23 protein-coding genes, 1 tRNA gene and 1 other RNA gene are annotated in these 26,048 nt (G+C 74.3%); 17 read left to right on the forward strand and 8 right to left on the reverse strand.

Annotated elements, in window-relative coordinates; translation table 11 throughout:
• Positions 1-15: 15 nt before the first annotated feature.
• A complete protein-coding gene (locus MY520_RS00560) occupies positions 16-1,671 on the reverse strand; it encodes a protein kinase domain-containing protein (RefSeq protein ID WP_436689018.1) in 1,656 nt (551 codons plus the stop codon).
• 37 nt (positions 1,672-1,708) lie between these two features.
• Positions 1,709-2,056: a hypothetical protein gene (locus MY520_RS00565; RefSeq protein ID WP_436689020.1), complete on the reverse strand. Its 348-nt coding sequence runs from the start codon at positions 2,054-2,056 to the stop codon at positions 1,709-1,711.
• 152 nt (positions 2,057-2,208) lie between these two features.
• On the opposite strand from MY520_RS00565, the gene MY520_RS00570 reads away from it, so the two are divergent.
• From MY520_RS00570 to MY520_RS00580, 3 genes are all read left to right on the forward strand, one after another.
• Positions 2,209-2,293: transfer RNA gene (locus MY520_RS00570), tRNA-Ser, on the forward strand.
• 118 nt (positions 2,294-2,411) lie between these two features.
• Positions 2,412-2,507: signal recognition particle sRNA small type (gene ffs, locus MY520_RS00575), an RNA gene on the forward strand.
• Positions 2,508-2,583: 76 nt separating this feature from the next.
• Entirely contained in the window at positions 2,584-4,887 is a 2,304-nt protein-coding gene (locus MY520_RS00580; RefSeq protein ID WP_436689021.1) for a DNA polymerase III subunit gamma and tau, read from the forward strand.
• Positions 4,888-4,893: 6 nt separating this feature from the next.
• Here the strand turns inward: MY520_RS00580 and MY520_RS00585 are convergent, their stop codons facing one another.
• Both MY520_RS00585 and MY520_RS00590 read right to left on the reverse strand, forming a co-directional pair.
• Positions 4,894-5,379: an SRPBCC family protein gene (locus MY520_RS00585; protein WP_436689023.1), complete on the reverse strand. Its 486-nt coding sequence runs from the start codon at positions 5,377-5,379 to the stop codon at positions 4,894-4,896.
• Complete coding sequence (locus MY520_RS00590) at positions 5,376-5,744, reverse strand: metalloregulator ArsR/SmtB family transcription factor (protein WP_436689025.1); 369 nt, start codon at positions 5,742-5,744, stop codon at positions 5,376-5,378. The genes MY520_RS00585 and MY520_RS00590 overlap by 4 nt, the downstream gene beginning before the upstream one ends.
• A 143-nt stretch (positions 5,745-5,887) precedes the next feature.
• On the opposite strand from MY520_RS00590, the gene MY520_RS00595 reads away from it, so the two are divergent.
• The 6 genes from MY520_RS00595 to MY520_RS00620 all read left to right on the forward strand — a co-directional run bounded on the left by MY520_RS00595 (position 5,888) and on the right by MY520_RS00620 (position 12,651).
• On the forward strand, positions 5,888-6,223 hold the full coding sequence (locus MY520_RS00595) for a YbaB/EbfC family nucleoid-associated protein (RefSeq protein WP_436689027.1): 336 nt from the start codon (positions 5,888-5,890) through the stop codon (positions 6,221-6,223).
• A gap of 33 nt (positions 6,224-6,256) precedes the next feature.
• Positions 6,257-6,856 (forward strand): recombination mediator RecR, encoded by a 600-nt coding sequence (gene recR / locus MY520_RS00600; protein ID WP_436689029.1) that lies wholly within the window; start codon positions 6,257-6,259, stop codon positions 6,854-6,856.
• Between the two features lie 188 nt (positions 6,857-7,044).
• Positions 7,045-8,688, forward strand: coding sequence for an ABC transporter substrate-binding protein (locus tag MY520_RS00605; protein ID WP_436689031.1), 1,644 nt, complete (start codon positions 7,045-7,047; stop codon positions 8,686-8,688).
• A gap of 110 nt (positions 8,689-8,798) precedes the next feature.
• Positions 8,799-9,896, forward strand: coding sequence for an ABC transporter permease (locus MY520_RS00610; protein ID WP_436689033.1), 1,098 nt, complete (start codon positions 8,799-8,801; stop codon positions 9,894-9,896).
• Positions 9,896-10,963, forward strand: coding sequence for an ABC transporter permease (locus MY520_RS00615; protein ID WP_436689035.1), 1,068 nt, complete (start codon positions 9,896-9,898; stop codon positions 10,961-10,963). Before MY520_RS00610 ends, MY520_RS00615 begins: the two co-directional genes overlap by 1 nt.
• Positions 10,960-12,651 (forward strand): dipeptide ABC transporter ATP-binding protein, encoded by a 1,692-nt coding sequence (locus MY520_RS00620; RefSeq protein WP_436689037.1) that lies wholly within the window; start codon positions 10,960-10,962, stop codon positions 12,649-12,651. Before MY520_RS00615 ends, MY520_RS00620 begins: the two co-directional genes overlap by 4 nt.
• 59 nt (positions 12,652-12,710) lie before the next feature.
• Here MY520_RS00620 and MY520_RS00625 read toward each other — a convergent pair whose 3' ends face one another.
• On the reverse strand, positions 12,711-13,067 hold the full coding sequence (locus MY520_RS00625; protein ID WP_436689039.1) for a Rieske (2Fe-2S) protein: 357 nt from the start codon (positions 13,065-13,067) through the stop codon (positions 12,711-12,713).
• A gap of 103 nt (positions 13,068-13,170) precedes the next feature.
• Between MY520_RS00625 and MY520_RS00630 the strand changes: the two genes are divergently transcribed.
• Together MY520_RS00630 and MY520_RS00635 are read left to right on the forward strand one after the other, a co-directional pair.
• A complete protein-coding gene (locus MY520_RS00630) occupies positions 13,171-15,216 on the forward strand; it encodes a TPM domain-containing protein (protein WP_436689041.1) in 2,046 nt (681 codons plus the stop codon).
• 95 nt (positions 15,217-15,311) lie between these two features.
• Positions 15,312-16,091, forward strand: a complete 780-nt coding sequence (locus MY520_RS00635; protein ID WP_436689043.1) for a VOC family protein — start codon at positions 15,312-15,314, stop codon at positions 16,089-16,091.
• Positions 16,092-16,142: 51 nt separating this feature from the next.
• Here MY520_RS00635 and MY520_RS00640 read toward each other — a convergent pair whose 3' ends face one another.
• From MY520_RS00640 to MY520_RS00650, 3 genes are read right to left on the reverse strand one after another with little or no spacing between them, the layout of a single operon-like run.
• On the reverse strand, positions 16,143-16,571 hold the full coding sequence (locus MY520_RS00640) for a PPOX class F420-dependent oxidoreductase (RefSeq protein ID WP_436689045.1): 429 nt from the start codon (positions 16,569-16,571) through the stop codon (positions 16,143-16,145).
• Positions 16,571-17,539, reverse strand: a complete 969-nt coding sequence (locus tag MY520_RS00645; RefSeq protein ID WP_436689047.1) for a pirin family protein — start codon at positions 17,537-17,539, stop codon at positions 16,571-16,573. Before MY520_RS00645 ends, MY520_RS00640 begins: the two co-directional genes overlap by 1 nt.
• A gap of 38 nt (positions 17,540-17,577) precedes the next feature.
• The gene (locus MY520_RS00650; RefSeq protein ID WP_436689049.1) at positions 17,578-18,573 is read right to left on the reverse strand and encodes a pirin family protein; all 996 of its coding nucleotides are present in this window, start codon (positions 18,571-18,573) and stop codon (positions 17,578-17,580) included.
• Between the two features lie 119 nt (positions 18,574-18,692).
• Between MY520_RS00650 and MY520_RS00655 the strand changes: the two genes are divergently transcribed.
• The 6 genes from MY520_RS00655 (at position 18,693) to MY520_RS00680 (ending at position 25,932) form a co-directional block, all read left to right on the forward strand.
• On the forward strand, positions 18,693-19,712 hold the full coding sequence (locus MY520_RS00655) for a methylenetetrahydrofolate reductase C-terminal domain-containing protein (protein WP_436689051.1): 1,020 nt from the start codon (positions 18,693-18,695) through the stop codon (positions 19,710-19,712).
• Positions 19,709-20,473 (forward strand): class I SAM-dependent methyltransferase, encoded by a 765-nt coding sequence (locus MY520_RS00660; RefSeq protein WP_436689053.1) that lies wholly within the window; start codon positions 19,709-19,711, stop codon positions 20,471-20,473. The genes MY520_RS00655 and MY520_RS00660 overlap by 4 nt, the downstream gene beginning before the upstream one ends.
• Positions 20,474-20,518: 45 nt before the next feature.
• Positions 20,519-22,144 carry a circularly permuted type 2 ATP-grasp protein gene (locus MY520_RS00665; protein WP_436689055.1) on the forward strand — a complete coding sequence of 542 codons (1,626 nt, stop codon included), beginning with the start codon at positions 20,519-20,521 and terminating at the stop codon, positions 22,142-22,144.
• On the forward strand, positions 22,138-23,088 hold the full coding sequence (locus tag MY520_RS00670) for an alpha-E domain-containing protein (protein ID WP_436689057.1): 951 nt from the start codon (positions 22,138-22,140) through the stop codon (positions 23,086-23,088). Before MY520_RS00665 ends, MY520_RS00670 begins: the two co-directional genes overlap by 7 nt.
• Complete coding sequence (locus MY520_RS00675; protein ID WP_436689059.1) at positions 23,085-23,999, forward strand: transglutaminase family protein; 915 nt, start codon at positions 23,085-23,087, stop codon at positions 23,997-23,999. The genes MY520_RS00670 and MY520_RS00675 overlap by 4 nt, the downstream gene beginning before the upstream one ends.
• Positions 24,000-24,111: 112 nt before the next feature.
• A complete protein-coding gene (locus tag MY520_RS00680) occupies positions 24,112-25,932 on the forward strand; it encodes an ABC-F family ATP-binding cassette domain-containing protein (protein WP_436689061.1) in 1,821 nt (606 codons plus the stop codon).
• The last annotated feature ends 116 nt before the right edge of the window (positions 25,933-26,048 follow it).

Here is a 26,048-nt window from a genome sequence, read left to right on the forward strand (position 1 = left end):
CCCGTCGTTCCGGGGTCAGCCGATGGTCCGGACGTAGCGGTCGAGGTCGACCAGCCACCCGCCGTCGTCGGACGGGACGAAGCGCACCTCGTGCAGCTCGGTGTGGCCGCTGCCGTCGGCCCGGGTGAAGCGCACCTCCGTCGTCGCGGTGACCGCCCCGCCGCCCTGCTCCTCGACGTCCCGCAGGTCCTCGAGCTCGACCTCCGACCACGGGGACCAGAAGTCCCGGTAGTAGCCCGCGCTGGCGGCGGCGCGCAGCGTCGGCCCGGTCATCGCGTACGCGGCGTCGGGGTCGTCGGGCAGCCGCGTGTAGTACTCGTCGAGGGTCTGCTCCGCGACGGCGGTCGGGTCGTCGGGAGCCGGTGCGTCCTCGTCGGGCGCCGGGGCGTCGTCGGCGGCCGTCTCGTCGCCCCCACCGGAGGACGGGGCCGGCTCCGGCTCGCTGGGCGCGGCCGGTTGCTCGTCGTCCGGGGCGGCCGAGGTGGGCGTCGCGTCGGCGGTCGTCGTCCCCTCGGGGTCGTCGCCGCGGGTGGCCAGCCAGGCGACGCCCCCGACGACCAGCAGCACGGCCAGCACCAGGACGGCGATCAGGCTCGAGCGGCGTCCGCGCGGCCGGGCGGTGACCACCGGGGCCGCGCCGGGCCGGCCGGGCGGGGGGCCGGGCGCGGGCGGCGGAGGGGACGGCTGCGCCGTCGGCACCTCGTGGACGGCCGTGCGCGGTGCGCCGGCCTTCGCCGCCGGGAGGACGTCGGCGCCGAGCTCCGCCGTCCGCTGCCGGTTCGTCGAGGAGCGCAGGATCGTCCGCGCCAGCAGGACGGTCGTCGGGTCGCCGTCGCGGCCCGCGGCGAGTCGGGCGAGCTCGTCGCGGACCTCGGTCATCGTCGGGCGGGCCGCCGGGTCGGTCGCGAGCATCCGGGTCAGCGCCTGCGTCATGGACCCGGCCCGGCGCGGGGGCGTCACCTGCCCGGCGGCCACGCGGTGCAGCAGCCGCAGGGCATTGTCGTCCATCCCGAAGGGCGGCTCGCCCTCGAGACAGGTGTAGAGGGTGGCGCCCAGGGAGAAGACGTCGCTCTCCGAAGTCATCTCGGCTCCCTGCGCCACCTCCGGTGAGAGGAAGGCCGGCGTGCCCGTGATCTGGCCCGTCTGGGTCAGCGTCACGTCGCCGGTGGCGTGCGAGATGCCGAAGTCGGTGATCTTCACCAGGCCGTCGACGTTCGGACCCTCCCCGATGAGCACGTTGGCCGGCTTGACGTCGCGGTGCACGATGCCGGCCGCGTGGGTGGCGATCAGCGCGTCGGCCACCTGCGCGCCGATCTGGGCGACCTGGTCCACGCGCAGCACGCCGTCCTCGGCCAGCACCTCGGCCAGACTGCGGGAGGGCAGGTACTCCATGACCAGCCACGGCGACCCCGCCTCGTCGAGGGCCACGTCGTAGACCGAGATGGCGTGCAGGTGGCTCAGCCGCGCGGCGATGCGGCCCTCGCGCAGGGCACGCTGGCGCTGCTGCTCGAGCGCCGCGGGGTCGGCGCCGGCCGCCGGCACGACCTGCTTGACCGCGACCTGCCGGCCGAGGACCTCGTCGGTGGCCCGCCACACCGCGCCCATGCCCCCGCCGCCGACCTTCGCGAGCAGCCGGTAGCGCCCGCCCACGAGGTGGCCGGGTGCGCTCACCCTCCGTTCCGTCCGCCCTGCGCCGACACCGCGCCGGTCAGACGCCGCTGGGGACGCCGTAGCGGCGGGCGTACTCCTCCTGCGCCCCCGCCGGCAGGGCGTCGTACAGCTCGCCGAGCTCGTCGACCACGTCGGGGGAGAGGTCGTCGAAGAGCCGCTGCCAGGTGGGCGGCTCGTCGTAGCTGCGGGTGAGCAGCAGTTCCCACGCGCGCGTCTGCCGGTCGCGCTTGCTGCGCTCGGCGACGAACTCGGAGAGGTAGCGGTCCTTCGCCGCGTCCTTCTCCTCCCGGGTGGCCGACGGCGGCAGCCCCGAGGGGTCGGCGCCCTTGAGCACCGCGACGATGGCCTCCACGACGTCGGGCCGGAGTTGCTCGGTCTCGCTCATGGGGCTTCCTCCTGTGGCGCCGCGGCGGGGGATCGGCGTTCCGGACCAGCCTTCCCCAGTCCACCGACGGATAACCACCCCCGGCGCGACGGTCGCTCCGGGTGCGGTGGCTGACCGGCACACCGGCTCCCGGTATCCTGGCCCGCGCACGTGGAGGATTCGCCTAGTGGCCTATGGCGCTCGCTTGGAAAGCGGGTTGGGGGCAACCCCTCGGGAGTTCGAATCTCCCATCCTCCGCACCGAGGCCGGGTCCCGCGCAGCAGCGGGGCCCGGCCTCACCGCGTGCGGCCGTCAGGTGGCGGAAAGCCGGCGGGGGGTCGTGGCTGCGTCCGGCCGGACGTGACCTAGAGTGGGGGGCGACCCCTCGCGTGGCGTCACCCTGTGAACCTCCCCAGGGCCGGAAGGCAGCAAGGATAAGCGGGCTCTGGCGGGTGCGCGGGGGGTCCTCTCATCCCCCGGCACCGATCTCGGCGGAACGCGCGCCCGGGCCTCCCGGCGTCGTCCGACCCGCCACGTAACCTCGTCGCGTGGCACTGGCGCTCTACCGGAAGTACCGCCCGGCGACCTTCGCCGAGGTGGTCGGCCAGGAGCACGTGACCACCCCGCTGGTCAACGCCGTCGACGGCGGGCGGATCAACCACGCCTACCTCTTCAGCGGGCCCCGCGGGTGCGGCAAGACGTCCTCGGCGCGCATCCTCGCCCGGTCGCTGAACTGCGAGCAGGGCCCGACGTCGACCCCCTGCGGCGTCTGCGGCTCGTGCGTCGCGCTGGCGCCCGACGGCCCCGGCTCGCTCGACGTCATCGAGATCGACGCGGCCAGCCACGGCGGGGTCGACGACGCCCGTGACCTCCGCGAACGGGCCTTCTTCGCCCCGGTGAGCAGCCGCTACAAGGTCTACATCGTCGACGAGGCGCACATGGTGACCACGCAGGGCTTCAACGCCCTGCTCAAGGTCGTCGAGGAGCCGCCGGAGTTCCTCGTCTTCGTCTTCGCCACCACCGAGCCGGACAAGGTGCTGCCCACCATCCGCTCGCGCACGCACCACTACCCGTTCCGGCTGGTGCCGCCGACGACGCTGCGCGGCCTGCTGGAGAAGACCTGCGCCGCCGAGGGCGTGCAGGTCGAGGCCACGGTCTTCCCGCTGGTCGTGCGCGCCGGCGGCGGCTCGGTGCGCGACTCGCTGTCCATCCTCGATCAGCTGCTGGCCGGCGCCGGGCCCGAGGGCGTCACCTACAAGAGCGCGGTGGGCCTGCTCGGGGTCACCGACGACGCGCTGCTCGACGAGACGATCGACGCCCTCGCCGCGCACGACGCGCCCGCGGTGTTCCGCGCCGTCGACCGCGTGGTCGAGGCCGGGCACGACCCCCGTCGCTTCGCCACCGACCTGCTGGACCGGATGCGCGACCTCATCGTGCTCGACGCCGTCCCCGACGCCGGGGGCAACGGCCTGCTCGACTGCCCGCCCGACCGGCTGGACCTGATGAGCTCCCAGGCCCGGGCGCTCGGCTCGGCGACCCTCTCGCGGATGGCCGACACGGTCCACGAGGGGCTCACCGAGATGCGCGGGACGACGGCGCCGCGACTGCTGCTCGAGCTGGTCTGCGCCCGCATGCTGCTGCCCGCCACCGACGACTCGGCGGCGGCCACCCTGCAGCGCCTGGAGCGCCTGGAACGGCGGATGTCGATCGCCGGCGAGCACGCCGGTCGCCCGGTCGCGGAGGCCGCCGTCCGGGAGGCGCCGGTCCGGGAGGCGCCGGTCCGCGAGGCCGCCGTCCGGGAGGCACCGGTTCGCGAGGCACCGGTCCGGGAGGCACCGGTCCGGGAGGCCCCGGTCCGGGAGGCCCCGGCGCGTCCCGAGCCGGCCGGGGCGCCGGCCCCGGACCAGTCGTCCGGGTCGCGCCGGGAGTTCGTGCGCCGGTCGCAGGCATCCGCTCCGGCACCGTCCGCACCGGCTCCGTCCGCGCCCGCAGCACCGCCCGTCGCGGCCCCGGCCGCCGCGACCGAGCAGGCGCCGAGCCGCCCGCCGGAGGTCGACGGCTGGCCCGAGACCACCCCGCCCGGGTCCGGGGCGCCGGCCCGGCCCGCGCCGGCCGCGGCCGAGAAGCCCGAGCCGTCGCCGGCACCGCCGGACCAGCCGCGGGTCGCCGCCGGCGAGCCCGACATCCCGCTGCCGCCCGAGCCGACCGACGACGAGGACTGGCCGCACCCCGCGCGTCCCGCGGCGGCCGCCGCGGCGGCGACCCGGGTCGAGCAGCCCCGCCCGGAGGCGGCCGCACCGCGCGCCGCGGCCGAGTCCTCGCCCGCGCCGCGCGGCGGGGAGCCGACGCCGGTGGTCTCGGCCAACCCGGCGCAGCCGGCCGCCGACGGCGAGCTGACCACCACCGACGTCCGCCGGGTGTGGCCGGAGCTGCTGAAGGTCGTGCGCGGCCACAAGCGGACGACGGAGGCGCTGCTGAAGAGCGCCCAGGTGCACGACCTGGGCAACGGCACCCTCACCCTGGCCGCCACTTCGCCGGCGCTGGCCAAGATGCTCGGCGACGACCTGAACAAGGACGTCGTGCGCCAGGCGCTGCAGGAGCTGCTCGGCGTGCGCTGGAAGGTGCAGGTCGTCGTCGAGGGCGCGGCCCGCAGCGGTGCGCCGCCGGTGGCCCCGGAGGTCGCGCGGGAGGCCGCCCGCGCCGCCGAGGCCGCGGAGGCGCGCGAGCTCATGGCCGAGCGGGCGGCGGAGGATCCCGGCGGGGACGCCGAGGCGGCCCCGGCCGTCGACCCCGAGCAGGCGGCGCTGTCACTCTTGCGCACCCAGCTCGGGGCCCGGCCGATCGACGACTGACCTCGCTCAGCCGCGGGCGAGGATCTCGTCGAGGCGCTCGTAGCCCTCGCGGACCCCGACCTCCATGCCGCTGGCGACGAAGGCGTCCCGGTCGGCGAAGGAGTCGACCAGCGACGTCGCGGTCAGCCGGGTGCGGCCGTTGCCGAGGTCCTCGAGGACGAGCTTCTCCAGCGCGACACCGTCGGGCATGCCCTCGAAGGTGAAGGTCTGCACGATCAGCTCGTCGGGGCGCACCTCGTGGAAGCAGCCGCGGAAGCCGTACTCCTGGCCCTCGTGGAGGGACACGTACCGCCAGGAGCCGCCGGTGCGGCAGTCCCACTCGTCGATCCGGTTCTGCGTGCTCCGCGGACCCATCCACTGGGCCACCAGCTCGGGGTCGGTGTGCGCGCGGAAGACCTTCGACGGCGGGGCGTCGAACTCGCGGATGATCCGGACGGCCGGCACCTCCTGCTCGACGACGATCCGGGTCTCGTGGTGCTGGGTGGTGGTCATGACGGGTTTCCCTCCGGGGATGTGGGTGGCACGGGCCCGACGTCGTCCGGCATGGACCGGAGGACGTCGTCGAGACGGCGGTAGCGCTCCTCGGCCTGGCGGCGATAGCGCTCGATCCACTTGGTCATGAGGTCGAAGACCTCGGCTTCCAGGTGCACCGGGCGACGCTGGGCGTCGCGGCTGCGGCTGACCAGGCCGGCGTCCTCCAGCACCCGCAGGTGCTTGGAGACGGCCTGGACGCTGACGTCGTAGGGCTCGGCGAGCTCACCGACCGTGGCGTCGGCAACCGCGAGCCGGGCGACCATGTCGCGCCGGGTCGGATCGGCCAGGGCCGCGAAGACCCGGGACAGCGGATCGGCGGCCATCGGGTGGACCTCCCCTCTTTGTTCAACCAATCGGTTGAAAATCAGGGTGAACCCCTGCCATGGTGTTGTCAACCCCTTGGTTGAAGAAGGGTGCGCGGCTCGTCGTCCCGACGTTCGTCGTACCCGCGGCCTAGGCTCGGGTCATGTTCCCCGGTGGCCAGCCCGACATGTCGCAGCTGCTCCAGCAGGCGCAGCAGATGCAGCAGCAGCTGGCTGCCGCGCAGGAACAGCTGGCGCACGAGACGGTCACCGGCTCGGCCGGCGGCGGCCTGGTCACCGCGACGATGACCGGCCAGGGCGAGCTCGCCGCGGTCACCATCGCCCCCGAGGCGGTCGACCCCGCCGACGTCGAGACGCTGCAGGACCTCGTGGTCGCCGCGGTCCGTGACGCCTCCCGCCAGGCCAACGAACTCACCGCCAGCCGGATGGGGCCGCTCGCCGGCGGCCTCGGCGGCGGCCTGGGGCTGCCCGGCCTCTGAGCCGCGGCGACCCCTCCCGAGGAGAGGAACACCGTGTACGAGGGGGCCGTCCAGGACCTCATCGACGAGCTCGGCCGGCTGCCCGGCGTCGGGCCGAAGAGCGCGCAGCGCATCGCCTTCCACCTGCTCGCGTCCGAGTCCGCCGACGTGAGCCGGCTGGTGTCGGCGCTGCAGCGCGTGCAGGCCGAGGTCCGCTTCTGCGTCACCTGCTACAACGTCGCCGAGGGTGAGCAGTGCCGGATCTGTCGCGACCCGCGGCGCACCGACGACGTCATCTGCGTCGTGGAGGAGCCCAAGGACGTCGTCGCCATCGAGCGCACCCGCGAGTTCCGCGGCCGCTACCACGTGCTCGGCGGCGCGATCAGCCCGATCGAGGGTGTCGGCCCCGACGACCTGCGGGTCAAGGAGCTCATGACCCGGCTGATGAGCGGGACGGTGACCGAGCTGATCATCGCCACCGACCCCAACCTGGAGGGCGAGGCGACCGCCGCCTACCTCGCGCGGCTGGTCGGCCCGATGGGGCTGGCGGTCTCCCGGCTGGCCAGTGGCCTGCCGGTGGGTGGGGACCTCGAGTACGCCGACGAGGTGACCCTCGGCCGGGCGTTCGAGGGCCGTCGCCGCATCGACGCCTGAACCTCCCGGCGGTTTCCGCGGAAACCGCCGGTCCAGGCCGCGGAGTCACGAGGCGATAACAGTGGTCGCCGGGATTCCTGAGCCCCGTCGGCTCTGTGCTACGCATGGGTAACCAACACCCATACCCCGCTGGAACTGGACGTTGTCCGGCGTACGCGGCGGTTCTCAGGAAGAACGAAGGTAGGCGGATGACTCCCGTTTCGACCGGGCGGCGCGTGCGCACCGCCACGGCGGGTCTCGCGGTCACCGCGCTGGCGCTGACCGCGTGCGGTGGCAGCGACGGTGACGGCGGTGGCTCGGGCAGCGGCGGCAGCGGCGACGCGCTGACGATCGGCACCAGCGACAAGATCACCACGATCGACCCGGCGGGCTCCTACGACAACGGCTCGTTCGCCGTCATGAACCAGGTGTTCCCGTTCCTGATGAACACCGACTACGGCAGCCCGGACGTCGAGCCCGACATCGCCGAGTCGGCCGAGTTCACCTCGCCGACCCAGTACACGGTCACCCTGAAGTCGGGCCTGAAGTGGGCCAACGGCAACGACCTGACCTCCTCGGACGTCAAGTTCTCGTTCGACCGCATGGTCGCGATCAACGACCCGAACGGCCCGGCCGCGCTGCTGGCCAACCTCGCCAGCGTCGACGCCCCCGACGAGACGACCGTCGTCTTCAACCTGAACTCGGGCAACGACCAGACGTTCCCGCAGATCCTGTCGAGCCCGGTCGGCCCCATCGTCGACGAGGACGTCTTCTCGGCGACCGAGCTGACCCCCGACCAGGAGATCGTCGACGGCAACGCCTTCCACGGCCCGTACACGATCACCAACTACGACCAGAACAACCTGATCTCCTACGAGGCCTACCCCGACTACCAGGGCCTCCTGGGCGCGCCGAAGACCGAGCAGGTCAACGTCCGCTACTACGCCGACGCGTCGAACCTCAAGCTGGACATCGAGGAGGGCAACATCGACGTCGCCTTCCGCAGCCTCAGCGCGACCGACATCGACGACCTGCGCGGCAACGACGAGGTCGAGGTCGTGGACGGCCCCGGCGGCGAGATCCGCTACATCGTCTTCAACTTCAACACCCAGCCCTTCGGCGCCACCCAGCCCGACGCCGACCCGGCCAAGGCGCTCGCCGTCCGCCAGGCCGTCGCCCACCTGATCGACCGCAACGAGCTGGCCGAGCAGGTCTACCGGGGCACCTACACCCCGCTGTACTCCTTCGTCGCCGAGGGCCTGACCGGCGCCGCCACCCCGCTGCGTGACCTCTACGGCGACGGCAACGGCGGCCCGGACGCCGACAAGGCGGCCCAGGTGCTCCAGCAGGCCGGCGTGACCACCCCGGTGCAGCTGAGCCTGCAGTACTCCAACGACCACTACGGGCCGTCCTCCGGTGACGAGTACGCCCTGATCAAGGACCAGCTGGAGTCCACCGGCCTGTTCCAGGTCGACCTGCAGACCACCGAGTGGGTGCAGTACTCCGAGGACCGCGTCGCCGACGTCTACCCGGCCTACCAGCTGGGCTGGTTCCCGGACTACTCCGACGCCGACAACTACCTGTCGCCGTTCTTCCGCACGGAGAACTTCCTCGGCAACCACTACACCAACCAGCAGGTCAACGACATGATCCTGCAGCAGCTGGCCACGCCCGACCCGGCCCAGCGCACCGCCCTGATCGAGCAGATCCAGCAGATGGTGGCGCAGGACCTGTCCACCGTGCCGTACCTGCAGGGCGCGCAGGTCGCCGTCGTCCGGACGGGTGTGGAGGGTGCGTCGGACACGCTCGACGCGTCCTTCAAGTTCCGCTACGGCGCCCTCAGCCGGGGCTGACCGCAGCGGCCTGAGAAGGTAGCGACACCGGCCCCGGGTGACCCCGCCGCCACGGCGGGGCCACCCGGGGCCTCCCATGTGCGCACCGCCGCACGGACGGAAGTGAAGGCATGACCACAGCGACCGAGCTCGCGCCCGGCGACCCGGCCCAGGAGGACGCACCGGCGTCGCGGAAGCGCCGCGGCGGCGGGGGCCTGGGCAGCTACCTCGTGATCCGCTTCCTGCTGATCATCCCCACCGTCTTCATCCTGGTGACGACGGTCTTCTTCCTCATGCGCTCGACCGGTGACCCGATCACCGCCGCACTGGGTGGTCGGCTGACCGCGGCGCAGCTCGCGGAGCGCGTGGCGGAGGCCGGCTACGACCGGCCGCTGCTGGTCCAGTACGTCGAGTACCTGGGCAACGTCTTCACCGGCGACTTCGGGACGACGCTGTCGGACCGCCGCCCGGTCCTCGAGGTGCTCACGACCTTCGGGACGGCCACCCTCGAGCTGACGTTCTACGCGCTGCTCGTCGCGTTCGGCGTCGGCATCCCGCTGGGCCGGCTGGCCGCCTACACGCGGGACAGGTGGCCTGACGCGATCATGCGGGTCTTCGCGATCTTCTGCTACGCGACGCCGGTGTTCTTCACCGGCCTGGTGCTCAAGCTCGTCTTCGCCAGCGGGCTGGGCTGGCTGCCGGTCGCGGGCCGGGCATCGACCCGTGCCGAGATCGAGCTGCAGTTCCTCGACAACCCGACCGGGATCTACCTGATCGACGCGATCCGGCTGGGCGACCCCGAGGTGATCCGGGACGTGCTGGAGCACGCCGTCCTGCCCGCCATCGCGCTGGGCCTGCTCACCGCCGGGGTCTTCCTGCGGCTGGTGCGCACCAACGTCATCGGCACGCTCGGCATGGGCTACGTCGAGGCGGCCCGCTCCCGCGGCGTCGCCGAGCGGCGGCTGCTGCGCAAGCACGCCTACCGGCCGGCGCTGATCCCGATCATCACCGTCATCGGCCTGCAGGTGGCGCTGCTCATGGGTGGGGCGGTGCTCACCGAGACCACGTTCGAGTGGAAGGGCCTGGGCTTCCAGCTGGCCGAGTACCTGCAGGCGCGCGACTTCGTGGCCGTGCAGGGCATCGTCGCCCTGCTGGCGGTCATCGTCGCGGTGACCAACTTCGTCGTCGACGTGATCGCCGCGCTCATCGACCCCCGGGTGAGGTACTGATGGCCACCGCCGTGACCGGCCTCGACGACCGGGCCCCCGTTCCCGACCCCGCCCGCCGGGGCTGGCGGCGGCTGCCCGTCGTCCACCAGCTGCGGCAGAGCGTCGGGCTGCAGCGCGGGATGCTCGTCGCCGGGCTGGCCCTGACCGGCGTCTTCCTGCTCACCGCGCTGTTCGCGCCGCTGCTGGCTCCCTACGGCTACAGCCAGCTGCGCGACGCCGACGGGCCGTTCGGCGCCCAGCAGCCGCCCTCGTCGGAGCACTGGCTCGGGACCACCGTCGGGGGCTACGACGTGCTCAGCCGGTTGCTCTACGGGTCCCGGACCGCGCTGCTGGTGATCGTGACCGCGCTCGTGCTGTCGTTCTTCGTCGGCGTCCTGATCGGCCTGCTCTCCGGGTACTTCGGCGGCTGGCTCGACCGCGTGCTCGTCGTCGTCTGCGACGCGGTCTACGCGTTCCCCTCCCTGCTGCTGGCCATCATCGTGGCGATCGTGATCAGCGGCGGGCAGTCGAGCCTGATCGGCGGCATCCTGGCCGCGTCGATCGCGATCACCGTGGTGTTCATCCCGCAGTACTTCCGGGTGGTGCGCGCCGAGACGGTGCGGATCAAGAACGAGGCGTTCGTGGAGTCCGCCCGCGTCGTCGGCGCCGGCCACTGGCGGATCATGACCCGGCACGTGCTGCGCAACGCCACCCGCACGCTGCCGCTGATCCTCACGCTCAACGCCTCCGAGGCGATCCTCACCCTCGCCGGGCTGGGCTTCCTCGGCTTCGGCATCGAGCCGACCGCGGCCGCGGAGTGGGGCGCCGACCTCAACCGGTCGCTGTCCGACGTGAGCAGCGGGATCTGGTGGACGGCGGTCTTCCCCGGCTCGGCGATCGTGCTCGTCGTGCTCGGCCTGACGCTGGTCGGGGAGAGCCTCAACGACCTCGCCGACCCACGGCTGCGCAGCCGGCGGGCCGCCGAGGCCGGAGAGACGGCGGAGACGCCGGTCGTGCCCGGCGGTCCGCTGGATCCCGCCGGTGTGGACGTCGCCCGGGTCCTGGGCGCAGGAGGGGTGAGCTGGTGACCACAACCGGCGACGACGTCCTGGGCATCGAGAACCTGTCGGTCAGCTTCGCCACCGACGCCGGCACGATCACCGCCGTCCAGGACGTCAGCCTGTCCGTCGCGTCCGGCGAGGTGCTCGCCGTCGTGGGGGAGAGCGGCAGCGGCAAGACGGTGACCGCGCGCAGCATCCTCGGGCTGCTGCCGGAGACCGCCACCACCCGCGGCGCGGTGGTGCTGCGCAGCAAGGACGGAACGGCGGAACACGACGTCGTCACGCTGTCCCGCCGGCAGTTGGGGGACGTGCGTGGTCGCGACGCCGCCATGGTGTTCCAGGAGCCGTCGACCGCGCTCAACCCGGTCTACCCGGTGGGCTGGCAGATCGCCGAGGGCCTGCGCGCGCACGGGAAGTACAGCCGCAAGGAGGCCCGCGCCAAGGCGATCGACGTCCTGCGCCGGGTCGGCATCCCCGACCCCGAGGAGCGGGTGGACCACTACCCGCACCAGTTCTCCGGCGGGCAGAAGCAGCGCATCGTCATCGCGCAGGCGCTCGTGCTCGACCCCGGCGTGATCATCGCCGACGAGCCGACCACCGCCCTGGACGTGACCGTTCAGGCCGAGATCCTCGACCTGCTGCGCCGCTGCCGCGACGAGTTCGGGGCGGCGATCGTGCTGATCACGCACAACATGGGCGTCGTCGCCGACCTCGCCGACCGGGTGGCGGTCATGTTCCAGGGCCGCATCGTGGAGCAGGCCGACGTCCGGACGCTGTTCGCCACGCCGCAGGACGACTACACCCGGCAGCTGCTCGGCTCGGTGCCGCGGCTCGGCGAGGGCCGGGCGCGGGCGGTCGAGCGGGCCGCGCGGCGGCCCGTGGGCTGGAGTGCGTCGGCGCCGGTGGTCGAGGCCCGCGACCTGCGGATCGTGTACCCGGGGCGGCTGCGGCGTCCGGACTTCGTCGCCGTCGACGGGGTCAGCTTCGCGATCAGGCCCGGGGAGGTGCTCGGGCTCGTCGGGGAGAGCGGCAGCGGCAAGACGACGATCGGCCGGGCGATCGCCGGGCTGACCACGGTCACCGGCGGGTCGCTGTCGGTCCTCGGCACCGAGATGAACGGCGTCAAGCAGCGGACCTTCCGGCCGGTGCGCCGGCGGATCGGGTTCGTCTTCCAGGACCCCGCGTCCAGCTTCAACCCGCTGCTCACCATCGCCGAGGCGGTCGCCGAGCCGCTGGTGGTCAACGGCAAGGCCGACGACCCGGGGTCCGCGCGCGAGCGGGTGGACGAGCTGCTGGAGGCGGTGCAGCTGCCGAAGAGCTTCGGGGACCGCTTTCCGCACGAGCTCTCCGGCGGGCAGCGCCAGCGGGCCAGCCTGGCGCGGTCGCTGGCGCTGGACCCCGAGCTGCTCATCGCCGACGAGCCGACCTCGGCGCTGGACGTGTCGGTGCAGGCCCGCGTGCTGGAGCTGTTCGCCGAGCTGCAGCGGGAGCTGGGCTTCGCCTGCCTGTTCATCAGCCACGACCTGGCCGTCGTCGACCTGCTTGCCGACCGGATCGCGGTGCTCTACCGCGGCCGGCTGGTCGAGGAGGGGACGGGGGCGGAGGTGCTCGGCGCGCCGCAGCACCCCTACACGCAGCGGCTGCTGGCCTCGCTGCCGGTGCCGGACCCCGACGAGCAGGCCCGCCGCCGGGCGGTCTGGCAGCAGCTGCGCTGAGGCAAAGGAAGCTCTGCCCACGTCGTGGCCGCCGGGACGTGGGAAGAGCTTCCTGTGCCTCACTCGACGACGACGTGGTCCCCGCGGCGCAGCGCCCGGCGCACCCGCAGCCGCAGCACCCGGCCGTAGGCGCGGACGAACTGCGTGTAGCCCGGCGTCGGTCCGTGGTAGCCGAGGAAGCCGCGCGGGCCCCGGACCATCTCCCCGGTGCGGACGTCGTAGCGGCTCTGGTGCCACGGGCAGACCAGGCAGCCGTCCGCGTCGATGCTGCCCTCCGACAGGTCGGCCAGCTGGTGCCGGCAGCGCCGGGAGACGGCGAAGTAGTCCCCGTCGCGGTTGCCGACCGCCCAGTCGCCGACGCGGCGCACCGCCCCCCGTGGCAGGTCGGCGGCGGGGATGCGGTCGGGCTCGGTCATGAGGACCTCCACGGGCTCGGGGCCGGGGTCCTACCCCGCGCGGGCCGGATCCACGTGCCCGGCTGGGTAGGGTCGCCGCACGTTCCCCTCCCGGAGGTCCCCTGTGCGCCGGCTGTCCGTCGTCCTCGCCTCGCTGGCTGCCGTGGTGCTGCTCGGCGGCGGCGCCGCGCTGGCCGAGCCGCCCTTCGACGTGCCGGCGCAGGTGACCGACCGGGTGGGCGCGCTGTCGGGGGACGAGGCGGAGGTGCAGGACGCGCTCGACCAGCTGCAGGCCGACGAGGGCACCCAGCTGTTCGTCGTCCACGTGTCCACGTTCGGCGGGGTGGAGCCCGGGCTGTGGGCGCAGGAGACCGCCGCGGCGTCCGGCCTCGGCCGCACCGACGCGCTGTACGCGGTCGCGGTCGACGACCGGCGTTACGCCTACTGGGTCGACGACGAGTTCCCGATGTCGAACGCCGAGATCGACGAGCTGCTGGTGTCCGACGTCGAGCCGCGGCTGGCCGACGACGACTGGGCCGGCGCGGCGATCGCGTTCGCCGACGGGCTCGACGCGGGGCAGAGCCGGAGCGGCGCCGGCACCGTCCTGCTGGTCGGCGGGTTGGCGGCGGTCGCCGGCGGTGCCTACCTCGTCGCGCGGTCGCGGCGGCGCAGGGCGCGGGCGCCCGAGACCCGCCGGCTGGAGCAACCCGACCCGCACGCCGGCGTCCCCACCGAGCAGCTGCAGGCGCAGGCCAGCACCGCGCTGCTGGAGCTCGACGAGGCGGTCAAGACCTCCCAGCTCGACCTCGACTTCGCCCGGCTGCAGTACGGGGAGGAGGCGGTCGCCGGGTTCGCCGAGGCGCTGACCACCTCCACGCAGGAGCTGACCCGGGCGTTCACCCTCCGCCAGCAGCTGGACGACGAGATCCCCGAGGACGAGCCCCAGACCCGGCGGATCCTGGCCGAGATGCTGCAGCTCACCGCGGCCGCGGACGCCCGGCTGGACGAGCAGGCCGAGGCCTTCGACCGGCTGCGCGACCTCGAGCGCACGGCGCCGCAGGCCCTCGACGCCCTGGACTCGCGGATCACGGCGCTGCGCGGGCGGCTGCCGGCCGACGAGGAGCGGTTCGCCGTCCTGCAGCGGCGCTACGCACCCGCTGCGCTCGCTCCGGTGGCCGACAACCCGGCCGAGGCGCGGGCCCGGCTGGCCGCCGCCGAGCAGGAGGTGGCCGAGGCCCGCGCGGAGCTGGCCGCCGGCCGCGCGGGCTCCGCGGTGGGCGACATCCGCGCGGCCGAGGACGCCGTCGCGCAGACCGGCACGCTGCTCGACGCCGTCGGCCGGCTGGCGACGGACCTGGACACCGCCGGCACCCGGGTCGCCGAGGTGCGGGCGGAGACCGAGAAGGACCTCGCCGAGGCCCGGGCGCTGCTCAGCGGCGGCACGGACGGCGGGCTGCGCCCCCAGATCGCCCGCGCCGAGACCGCCCTCGCCTCGGCCGACGCCGCGCTGCGGCCCCCGGACGGCTCGCTGCCCGACCCGCTCGCCGCACTCCGCCAGCTGGAGGAGGCCGACATCGCGCTCGAGCAGGCGCTCTCGGTCGCCCGCGACGCGGCCACCCAGGCCCGCCGGGCCGCGGCGTCCCTGGACCAGGCGCTGCTGGCCGCGCGGTCCGGGATCGCGGCCGCCGGCGACTTCATCAGCACCCGCCGGGGCGCCGTGGGAGCCGAGGCGCGCACCCGGCTGGCCGAGGCGCAGCGCCACCTCGACCTGGCCGTCGCCCAGGGCGCGGCCGACCCGGTGAGCGCGCTGCGCGAGGCCCACCAGGCCGACTCGTTGGCCCAGCAGGCGCTGGGGCAGGCGCAGTCCGACGTCTCGCGCTGGTCCGGCGGCTCCGGCCCCGGCGGCTACGGGCCCGGTGGCGGCTACGGGCCCGGCGGGTTCGCCGGCGGGGGGTACGGCGGTGGCCGGGGCGGCGTGGACCTCGGCAGCCTGGTGCTCGGCGGCATCCTCTTCGGTGGCGGCGGCGGGTCGCGTGGCGGCGGCTTCGGGAGCGGCGGCTTCGGTGGCGGCGGCTTCGGGAGCGGCGGGTCCGGCGGCGGTGGCGGACGGCGGTCGGGCAGCTTCGGTGGGTCGCGCAGCCGTGGCCGGTCCGGGGGCGGTCGCTTCTGAGCCGGTGGAAATCGTGGCGAAGGGGCCCGCGCCCCCCCCTGGGAACTGTCGGACCCCGGTGGAACGGTGTCCTCCCCACACCACCAGGAGGAGACATGCCCACTCGGAACACCCCGTGGCCCGCCGGCACCCCGTGCTGGGTCGACTACGGCGCCTCCGACATGGACGCGGCGAAGGACTTCTACGGCCGGCTGTTCGGCTGGGAGTACACCGGCGGCGAGCCCGAGTTCGGGGGCTACCTCAACGCGACGAAGAACGGCGAGGCCGCGGTGGGGATGGGCCCGCTGATGAACCCCGGTGACTCGCCGAGCTGGACGACGTACTTCGCCACCGACGACGCGCAGGCGAGCGCCACCCGCATCCGGGAGGCCGGCGGCACCGTGGTCGTCGAGCCGATGGAGGTCGGGCCGATGGGCACGATGACCATCGCGATCGATCCGCAGGGCAACGCGTTCGGGCTCTGGCAGTCCGGCACGCACACCGGCGCACGGATCCACAACGAGGCCGGCGCGCTGGCCTGGAACGAGGCGATGGCCGACGACGCGGCCGCGGCCCGCGAGTTCTACACCGCCGTCTTCGGCTTCACCTACGACGCGGTGGACGGCGGCGGCGACATGGACTACACGACCTTCTCCACCGGCGGGAACCCGCTCGGCGGGCTGGGGGCGGCCTCACCGGACCTGCCCAAGGGCTGGCTGACCTGCTTCTCCGTCGACTCCGCCGACGACGCCACCGCGGCGGTGGAGGCCGCGGGCGGGAAGGTGCTCATGCCGCCGATGGACACCCCGTGGGGCCGGTTCGCCGTGCTCGCCGACCCGTGGGGCGCCCCGTTCGAGGTGATGGGCGAGGTGACCGCCGAGGCGGCACAGGGCTGAGGTCCGCGGTCGGTGGCCGGGCGCACGTCACGGCGCCCGGCCACGGGCCGATCACCCGCGCAGCTGGCCGTAGGTGTGCTCGGGCCGGAAGCGGACCACCAGCCGGCGGTCGGCGACCATCGCCGTGCGGTACTCGTCCCAGTTCTCGTGCTCGCCGGAGACGCCCCGGTAGTAGGTGATCAGCTCCTCCACCGTGGCGTCGTGCGGCTCGGCGGCGACCGGGGTGAGGTCGGCGGTCCCCTCGACGGCCACCCAGGTCCAGAAGTCCTTCGACGCGACGTGCAGGGTGACCCGCGGGTCGGCCTGCAGGTTGCGGGTCTTGGCGCGGTCGGCGGTCACCGAGACGCGGATCAGCTGGGTCTCGCGGTCGTAGGCGTAGCCCACGTTGGAGACCTGGGGGCGGCCGTCGCGCTTGACGGTGACGAGCACGCCCCAGCGGTGGTCGGCGACGACGTCGAGCATCCGGGGGTCGACGGTCATCAGCGTTCCCTCCCGCGCGGCTTGAGCGGCACCGGCGGCAGCGGCGGCGCCGACAGTCGCTCCCCCTCGTAGCCGACGACGGCGCCGAACCGGTCGTCCTCGGCGTTCCACCGCTGCGCGTAGTCGGCGATCTCCTCGCCGCTGCGCCCGACGAAGTTCCACCACATGACGATCCGCTCCTCGAACGGCTCCCCACCGAGCAGCAGCAGGCGGGCGGCCTCGCCGGCGCGCACCCGGATCGACCGCCGTCCGGTGCCCAGGTAGAGCATCGCCCCGTGGTCCAGCGGCGCGCCCTCGACCGACGCCGCGCCCGACGAGGCGAGCACCGCGCACTCGAAGTCCGGTTCCAGCGGCAGCTCGACGTCGGCACCGGGGGAGAGGTCGAGGTCGGCGCCGACCAGCGGGGTGTGCGCCGTCCCGGGGGAGGTGGCCCCGCCGAGCGACCCCATGAGCACGGTGGTGGTCAGCCCGTCGGAGGTGAAGCCGGGCAGCGCGTCGTGGTGGGCGAAGGCCGGCGCGGTGTCGCGGGCGGCGTCCGGCAGCGCCACCCACAGCTGCGCGCCGTGCAGGAAGCGCGGGTGCGGGTGAGGGGACTGCTCGGAGTGCGCGATGCCGTGGCCGGCGGTCATGAGCGCCAGCTCCCCGGGCCGCACGCGGGCGTCGCTGCCGAGGGAGTCGCGGTGGTGGATCTCGCCCTCCAGCAGCCAGGACACCGTCTGCAGGCCGGTGTGCGGGTGCGGCGGCACCTGCATGCCCGAGCCGGCGGCGATGTCGTCGGGGCCGTAGTGGTCGACGAACGCCCACGCGCCGACCAGCCGCCGGCCCAGCGTCGGCAGCAGCCGGCGCACGCGGGTGCTCTCCCCGAGCACGACCTCCCTGCCGGGCAGCAGGTCGAGCACCGGGCCGGCGGGCGTGCCGTCCAGCCCGCCCAGCTCCTGGGCGGGCGGGCGGCGGTCGAGGTTGCTCACGACGTCCTCCTGGAGGCCGGGGACGGCCATCTCGAGCCCTACGCGTCCTGGCCGGATTCTCCCCGCACGCCGCCGTGCGGGACGTGCTGGGCGGGGATCGTGCCCAGTCGGCCGGCCTGGAAGTCGGTGAACGCGTCCATGACCTCCTGCCGGGTGTTCATCACGAACGGCCCGTACATGGCGATCGGCTCCCGGATCGGCTGCCCGCCCAGGACGACGACGTCCAGCGCCGGGGTCCGCGACTCCTGGGCGACCGCGCCGCTGACCGTGACCGTGTCTCCCGGGCCGAAGACGGCGAGCTGCCCGGTGCGGACCGGGTGCGCGTCGACGCCGACCGACCCGGCGCCGGAGAGCACGTAGACCAGCGCGTTGAAGTCCGGCCGCCACGGCAGGTCGAGGGTCGCGCCGGGTGCGATCGTCGCGTGCACCATCGCCATGGGCGTGTACGTCGAGCCCGGTCCGCGGTGGCCGGCGACGTCCCCGGCGATGACCCGCAGGAAGGCACCGGCGTCCGGGCTGGCCAGCAGCACCGACTCGTCGGCGCGCAGGTCCTGGTAGCGCGGCTCGACCCACTTCTGCGCCTTCGGCAGGTTGACCCACAACTGCAGGCCGTGGAACAGGCCGCCGCTGACCACCAGGTGCTCCGGCGGCCGCTCGATGTGCAGCACGCCGCCGCCGGCGGTCATCCACTGGGTGTCGCCGTTGCTGATCGTGCCGCCGCCGCCGTGGGAGTCGGCGTGCTCGAAGGTGCCGTCGATGATGTAGGTGACGGTCTCGAAGCCGCGGTGCGGGTGCCAGGAGGTGCCCTTCGGCTCACCCGGCGCGTACTCCACCTCGCCCATCTGGTCCATGTGGATGAACGGGTCGAGGTCGCGCAGGTCGACCCCGGCGAAGGCCCGGCGGACGGGGAAGCCCTCGCCCTCGAACCCGGACGGCGCGGTGGTCACCGACCGGACCCGGCGGCGCACCGTCCCCGGTGCGGGCGCGGGGACGCGGGGCAGGGCGGTGGTGTCCTCGACGGTCACGGCGGGCATGCCGGCCTCCTGTGGTTGAGAGCTCAACTAGCGACGACTGTAGCGCTCCGCCACCCGATTGTCTTCCCGCCTCCGCCCCGGCGGGTTTGGCCGCTGCCGGCCGCGGTCAGGCTGCGGGGGTGGACGACGTCCCCCGCCGGCCGGGCTGCCCGAAGCGCATGGTGTTCGGGCCCTGTGGCGGCGTCCGGGAGGACGGCGGGTGCGAGGTCGCCGAGCACCGCTGCGTCTTCCTCGACGACCCGGCGCCGGAGTGGGACGGTGCGCCGTCGCCGACGGCCCCGCTCCCGCCCGGCAGCCTGCTCGAGCGGGCCCGTACCCGGCCGGTCGTCCTGACCGACCTCACCGTGGCGCCGTACGACGCGTCGTCCGTCCGCCGCGTCGTGCGCGTGCTCGGGCCGGTCTCCGACGGGCTGCTGACCGGGGAGCACGCCAACCGCCCCGACCTGCCGCCGACGCTGCTCGCCGCCGAGGTCCTGGAGGCCGGCGGCCGCCCCTGGACGACGCTGGCCTGCCGCGACCGCAACCGCGTGGTGCTCGAGCAGGAGCTCGCCGGGCTGGCCGCGGTCGGCGTCGACGGCGTCCTCTGCGTGACCGGCGACGCCCGCGGGCCCGGCGTCCGGTCGGGGGTCACCCAGGTGTTCGACCTCGACGGGCCGCGGCTGGCGGCGCTGGCGAACGGGTTCGGGCTGCCGGTCGCCGTGCCGGAGTCGCCGATCGCGCCGCCGGTGCACCTCCGGCCGGCCCGGGTGGTGACCAAGGAGCGGGCCGGAGCGCGGGTGTGCGTGCTCAACCACGTGCGCGCGCCGGCGCAGGTGGCCGCCTTCGTCGTCGCAGCCCGCGCCGCGGGTGCCACCCTGCCGTTCCTCGCCGCGGTCGCCGTCTACACCGACGAGACATCGGCCCGCGTCCTGCAGCGCTTCCCCGGCCTGCAGGTGGACGACGACGAGGTGGAGCGGGTGCTCGCCGCGCCCGATCCGCGGGAGGCCGGCATCGCCGCCGCGGTGGCCGAGGCCCGGGCGCTGCTCGCCGTTCCCGGGGTGGTCGGCGTCAACCTCTCCGGCCTGGCCTCGGCCGGCGGGGAGGACGCCGGCGCGCGGGTCAAGGCCGAGGTGGCCGCCCGGATCAGGGAGGCAGCGTGACAGAGCTGGAGAGCGCGGCGATGGAGTCGGAGTTCGGCACCGTCGCCGGGTGGACCGAGGAGGCGGTGCGGGCGCTGGGGCCCGAGTTCGCCGTCCCGGCGGGGTGCCGCGGCAGCGGGAGCGAGGGCGCGCTGCGCTGGCTGGCCGACCGGCTCGACCTCACCGCCGGCAGCCGGGTGCTCGACGACGGCGCCGGCGTCGGCGGGCCGGCCGGGTGGCTGGCCGCCGAGCGCGGCGTGCGGGCGGTGTGCGCCGAGCCGATGCACCCCGCGACGCGGGCGGCGCGGCGGCTGTTCGGCCTGCCCGCGGTGACGGCGCTGGCCCAGCGGCTGCCGTTCCCCGACGGCGAGTTCGACGCGGCCTGGTGTCTCGGGGTGCTGTGCACCACGTCGGAGAAGGCCGCCGTGCTCGCCGAGCTGCGCCGGGTGCTGCGCGACCGGGGCCGGCTCGGGCTGCTGGTGTTCGTCGCCGACAGACCGCTGCCGCCGCCGCTGCCGGAGGGCAACGAGTTCCCGTCCGAGGCCGACGTGCGCGGCCTGCTCGACGCCGCCGGGTTGCACGTGGAACAGGCCGCGACCGCCGACCTCGGCGACAGCCCGCCGGAGTGGGCCGAGCGGGCCGACGCGGTGGACGCGGAGGTCGCCCGCCGGCACGGCGAGGACCCGCGCTGGCTGGAGGCCCAGGAGCAGTCGAGCCGGGTGGGACGGCTGCTGTCCGAGGGGGCGCTGCGGCCGTGGTTGTGCGTCGCGGTGGCCCGGTGACGCGCCGAAACGCGCGGGACACACGCCGGAACTAGGTTCGTCGCCATGGCTGACCTCTTCGACGGCTACCCCCTCGGGGAGCAGTGGGACGAGATGTTCGGTGAGGTCGGCCAGCCGCGGTCGGCCTACACCGGCCTGCACACCTCGCTGCAACCGATGGCCGGGGAGGAGCTCTCCGCGCGGGCCGACCTGCTGTCCCAGACCTACCGGGACGCCGGGGTCACCTTCGCCCACGCCGGCGAGGAGCAGCCGTTCCCGCTCGACATCGTCCCCCGGGTCATCGGGGCCGAGGAGTGGTCGCGGATCGAGCGCGGCGTCGCCCAGCGGGTGCTGGCACTGGAGGCCTTCCTCGACGACGTCTACGGCGCCGGCCAGGTGTTCGCCGACGGGGTGGTGCCGCGCAGCGTGGTCACCACCAGCGCGCACTTCCACCGGCAGGCGCACGGGCTGGTGCCGCCCAACGGGGTGCGCGTCCACGTGTCCGGCATCGACCTGGTGCGCGACGAGGCCGGCGACTTCCGGGTGCTCGAGGACAACCTGCGCTCGCCGTCGGGGGTCAGCTACGTCATCACCAACCGGGCGGCGATGAGCCAGGTGCTGCCCGAGCTGTTCGCCGACCACCGCATCCAGCCGGTCGCCGACTACCCGACCCGGCTGCTGGCCGCGCTGAAGGCCTCCGCACCCTCCCACGTGGCCGACCCGACGGTCGTCGTCCTCACACCGGGCGTCTACAACTCGGCGTACTTCGAGCACGCGCTGCTGGCCCGCCAGATGGGCGTCGAGCTGGTGGAGGGCCGCGACCTGGTCTGCGCGGGCAACCAGGTCAGCATGCGGACGACGGACGGCCAGCGCCGCGTCGACGTCATCTACCGCCGGATCGACGACGAGTTCCTCGACCCGGTGCACTTCCGGCCGGACTCGGTGATCGGCTGCGCCGGCCTGCTCAACGCCGCCCGCGCCGGCCGGGTCACCATCGCCAACGCCGTGGGCAACGGCGTGGCCGACGACAAGCTGCTCTACACCTGGGTGCCCGACCTGATCCGCTACTACCTGGCGGAGGAACCGCTGCTGGCCAACGCCGAGACCCACCGGCTCGACGAGCCCGACGTCGTGGAGTGGGTGCTGCAGGCGCTGGACCAGCTGGTGCTCAAGCCGGTGGACGGCTCGGGCGGCAAGGGCATCGTCATCGGCCCGCGCGCCGACGAGCGGACCCTGCAGGAGCTCGCGGTCAAGGTGCGGGCGCGGCCGCGCGACTGGATCGCCCAGAAGCCCATCGGTCTCTCGACCTGCCCGACCCTGATCGGAGGCCGGATCGCGCCGCGGCACGTCGACCTGCGGCCGTTCGCGATCAACGACGGCGACAAGGTGTGGGTGCTGCCGGGCGGGCTGACCCGCGTCGCGCTGCCCGAGGGGGAGCTGGTCGTCAACTCCAGCCAGGGCGGCGGCTCCAAGGACACCTGGGTGCTGAGCCCGCCCCGGCCCGCCGCCGAGCCCGGCGAGCCCGGGCCCGACCTCACCCGCATCGAGTTCACCACCGCCGACCTGGCCGAGGACCCGCCCGCGCCCGACCCCGGCCCGGCCGGCGACGTGCTGGTCGACCAGTCCCAGCAACAACAGCAACAGGGAGGGGCAGAGATGGCCGTCTCTGCCCCTCGGGAGGCGTCGTGCTGAGCCGGATCGCGGAGTCGCTGTTCTGGATCGGCCGCTACGTCGAGCGGGCCGACGACACCGCCCGCATCCTCGACGTGCACACCCAGCGGCTGGTCGAGGACCCGTGGATCGACGAGCGGCGGGCCTGCGCGAACCTGCTGTCGCTGATGGGGTCGCCGGTGCCCGACGACGAGGCCGACACCGAGCGGGTGCTGGCCACCCTCGCCTTCGAGCGGGGCAGCCCGAGCTCGATCGTCGGCGCCCTGTCCGCGGCCCGGGAGAACGCCCGCGGCGCCCGCGAGGTGCTCTCCGCCGAGATCTGGGAGTCGCTGAACGTCACGCACAACGCGCTGCCCCAGCAGCGGACGATGGCCCGCCGGTACGGCCCGCACTCGCTGTTCCGGTTCGTCCGGGAGCGCTCGGCGATGGTGTTCGGGCTGGCCGACTCGACGATGAGCCGCGACGAGAGCTGGCTGTTCCTCATCCTCGGCCGCTCGCTGGAGCGGGTGGACATGACGACCCGGATCATCTCCACGCGGGTGCTGGCCGGCGACGCCGCGCCGTCCTGGACGCTGGTGCTGCGCTCGACCGGCGCCTACGAGCCCTACCTGCGCACCTACCGCGGCGTGGTCGACTCCAGCCGCGCCTCGGAGTTCCTGCTGCTGGACCGGCTGTTCCCACGCTCGGTGTTCGCCGCGCTGGAGCAGGCCGAGGCGTGCCTGGCCGAGCTGGAGCGGGCACCGGTGCGCGACGCCACCCGGATCGGGGTCGCCGGCGAGGCGCACCGCATCGTCGGCCGGGCACGGACCATGCTCGAGTTCATGGGTACCCCCGAGCTGCTGGCCCAGCTGCCCGCGCGGCTGGAGGAGCTGCAGCGCACCTGCTCGGCGGCGAGCGCGGCGGTGACCAACCGGTTCTTCACCGAGCAGGCGCCGCAGGTGTGGGTCCCGGAGGGGGTGGCGTGAGCCAGGCGCAGAGCCAGACGTCCGGGCTGCAGGCGCAGGTGCAGCGGTCGGGCCCGCGCCCGCCGGGCGACCGGTGGCGCCTGCAGGTCGTGCACCGCACCCGCTTCCACTACGGCGGTCCGGTGCGCTCGTCCTACAACGAGGCGCGGCTGACCCCGGAGAACAGCACCCGGCAGACCACGCTGCGGTCGCGGGTGGAGATCGAGCCGGGCGCCACCGCCTTCGCCTACCGCGACTACTGGGGCGCCACGGTCACCGCCTTCGACCTGCACACCCCGCACACCGAGCTCGTGGTCACCGGCACCTCGATCGTCGAGGCCGGGCGCGAACCCACCGAGCACGAGCACGTCGGCTGGGCGCAGCTGCACGGTCGGGACGTGCGCGACCGGTTCGGCGAGCTGCTCGCCCCGACCGCGCTCACCGCCGTCGACGACGACGTCCTGGCCGAGGTGCGGACCGCCGTGGGCGACGTCGACCCGCACGCCACCGGAGCGGCGGTCTGCCGGCTGGTGCGGGAGCGCATGGAGTACCTGTCGGGCTCGACCAACGTGAAGACCAACGCCATGCAGGCCTGGCGCTCCGGCAAGGGCGTCTGCCAGGACATCTCGCACGTCACCGTCGGCCTCCTGCGCGCCCTCGGCCTGCCCGCCCGCTACGTCTCCGGCTACCTGCACCCCAAGCGCGAGGCCGGCGTCGGGCAGACCGTCACCGGGGAGAGTCACGCCTGGGTGGAGTGGTGGGACGGCGGCTGGTGCAGCTTCGACCCGACCAACGCCGTCGACGTCGGCCACCGGCACGTGACGCTGGGCCGCGGCCGGGACTACGGCGACGTCCCCCCGTTCAAGGGCATCTTCTCCGGCCCGGGCAGCGAGGGGCACACGGTCACCGTCGAGGTCACCCGCCTGGCCTAGCGACGGTTTTCGCGGGGACCGCCAGTGACGTCCGGCGCGTGTCCCGAGGCGGTCGACACCCGCTCCCGGCCCGGGCGGATACTGGGCGTCCCATGACCTCTCCCAGCAGCCGATGAGCGCGCCCGTCAACCTGGTCAACCTCGAGCGGGTGCACAAGGCGCACGGCACGACCGTGATCCTCGACGACGTCTCCCTGGGCGTCGCCGCGGGCGAGCGGATCGGCGTCGTCGGCCGCAACGGCGGCGGCAAGAGCACCCTCCTGTCGCTGCTCACCGGCACCGACGAACCCGACTCCGGACGCGTCACGCGCCGCGGCGACCTCGCCATGGGCGTGCTCGACCAGTCCGGCACGCTGCCCGCGGGGACGACGGTGCGCGACGTCGTCCTGCCGCCGTCGATGTTCGCCGCCGAGCACGAGTGGGCCGGTGACCCCGCCGTCCGCTCGGTGCTCACCGGCCTGGAGCTCGACCGGCTCGGCCTCGACGCCCCGGTCGCCCCGATGTCCGGCGGCGAGCGACGCCGCGTGGCGCTCGCCGCGCAGCTGATCCGGCCGCTGGACCTGCTCGTCCTCGACGAGCCCACCAACCACCTGGACGTCGAGGGCGTCGCCTGGCTGGCCGAGTACGTCAACCAGCGCGCCGGTGGCCTCGTGGTCGTCACCCACGACCGGTGGTTCCTCGACGAGGTCTGCACGACCACGTGGGAGGTCGCCGACGGGAACGTGCACGCCTACGACGGCGGCTACTCGGCGTACACCCTGGCCCGGGCGGAGCGGGCCCGGATCTCGGCGGTGACCGAGGAGCGCCGGATGAACCTGGTCCGCAAGGAGCTGGCCTGGCTGCGCCGCGGCCCGCCGGCCCGGACCAGCAAGCCGAAGTTCCGCATCGAGGCCGCCCAGGCGCTGATCGCCGACGAGCCGCCCGCCCGGGACTCGATGGCGCTCAAGGGCTTCGCCGCCCGCCGGCTCGGCAAGACCGTCTACGACGTGGCGGACGTCGACTACGCCGTCCCCACCGACGACGGACCGCGCACGCTGTTCAAGGACCTGACCTGGAACGTCGGCCCGGGCGACCGGATCGGCATCGTCGGGGTGAACGGCGCCGGGAAGACGTCGTTGCTCAAGTTGCTCGTGGGGGAGACGAAGCCGGACGCCGGGACCGTCGTCGTCGGCCAGACGGTCGCCGCGGCCTACCTCTCCCAGCACGTCACCGAGCTGCCCCCGCGGGCGCGGGTGCTCGAGGCGGTGCAGGACGTCGCGCGCATCGCGCGGATCGGCAACCAGGAGATCTCGGCGTCCACCCTCGCCGAGCGGTTCGGCTTCGCGGCCAACCGGCAGTGGACGCCGGTCGGTGACCTCTCCGGCGGCGAGCGGCGCCGCCTGCAGCTGCTGCGCCTGCTGATGGCCGAACCGAACGTGCTGGTGCTCGACGAGCCCACCAACGACCTCGACATCGACACCCTCACCGCGCTCGAGGACCTGCTCGACAGCTTCCCGGGCACGGTGCTCGTGGTCAGCCACGACCGGTACTTCGTCGACCGGGTGTGCGACAAGGTGGTCGCGCTGCTCGGTGACGGCTCGCTCGCCGAGCTGCCGGGCGGGGTCGACGAGTACCTCCGCCGGCGGGCCGCGGGCGGTGCGCCGCTGACCACGGCGGCCGGCGACGGCGGGACCCGTCCGGTCGGGTCGCCGTCGACCGCCGCCCCGGCGGTCTCGGCGGCCGAGGCGCGGGCGGCGAAGAAGGAGGCCAGCCGGCTCGAGCGGCGGATGCTCAAGCTGGACGCCGACGAGAAGAAGCTGCACGGGCAGCTCGCCGCGGCCGCGACCGACTACGCGAAGGCGGCCGCCCTGGACGCCGAGCTCAAGGCCGTGCACGCCGAGAAGGAGCAGGTCGAGAACGAGTGGCTTGCCGCCACGGAGATCGCCGAGGGCTGAGCCGCCGGCCCGTCCCGGAGCCGCGCTGGGGTCCGGTACCTGCTTCGCCGGTGCTCGTGCTCTGCCCACCGTGCTGGGCAGAGCACGAAGACGACCTCGTGCTCTGCCCACGGTGG

The sequence above is a fragment of the Geodermatophilus sp. CPCC 205506 genome (assembly GCF_051383635.1).
Taxonomy (GTDB): Bacteria; Actinomycetota; Actinomycetes; order Mycobacteriales; family Geodermatophilaceae; genus Geodermatophilus.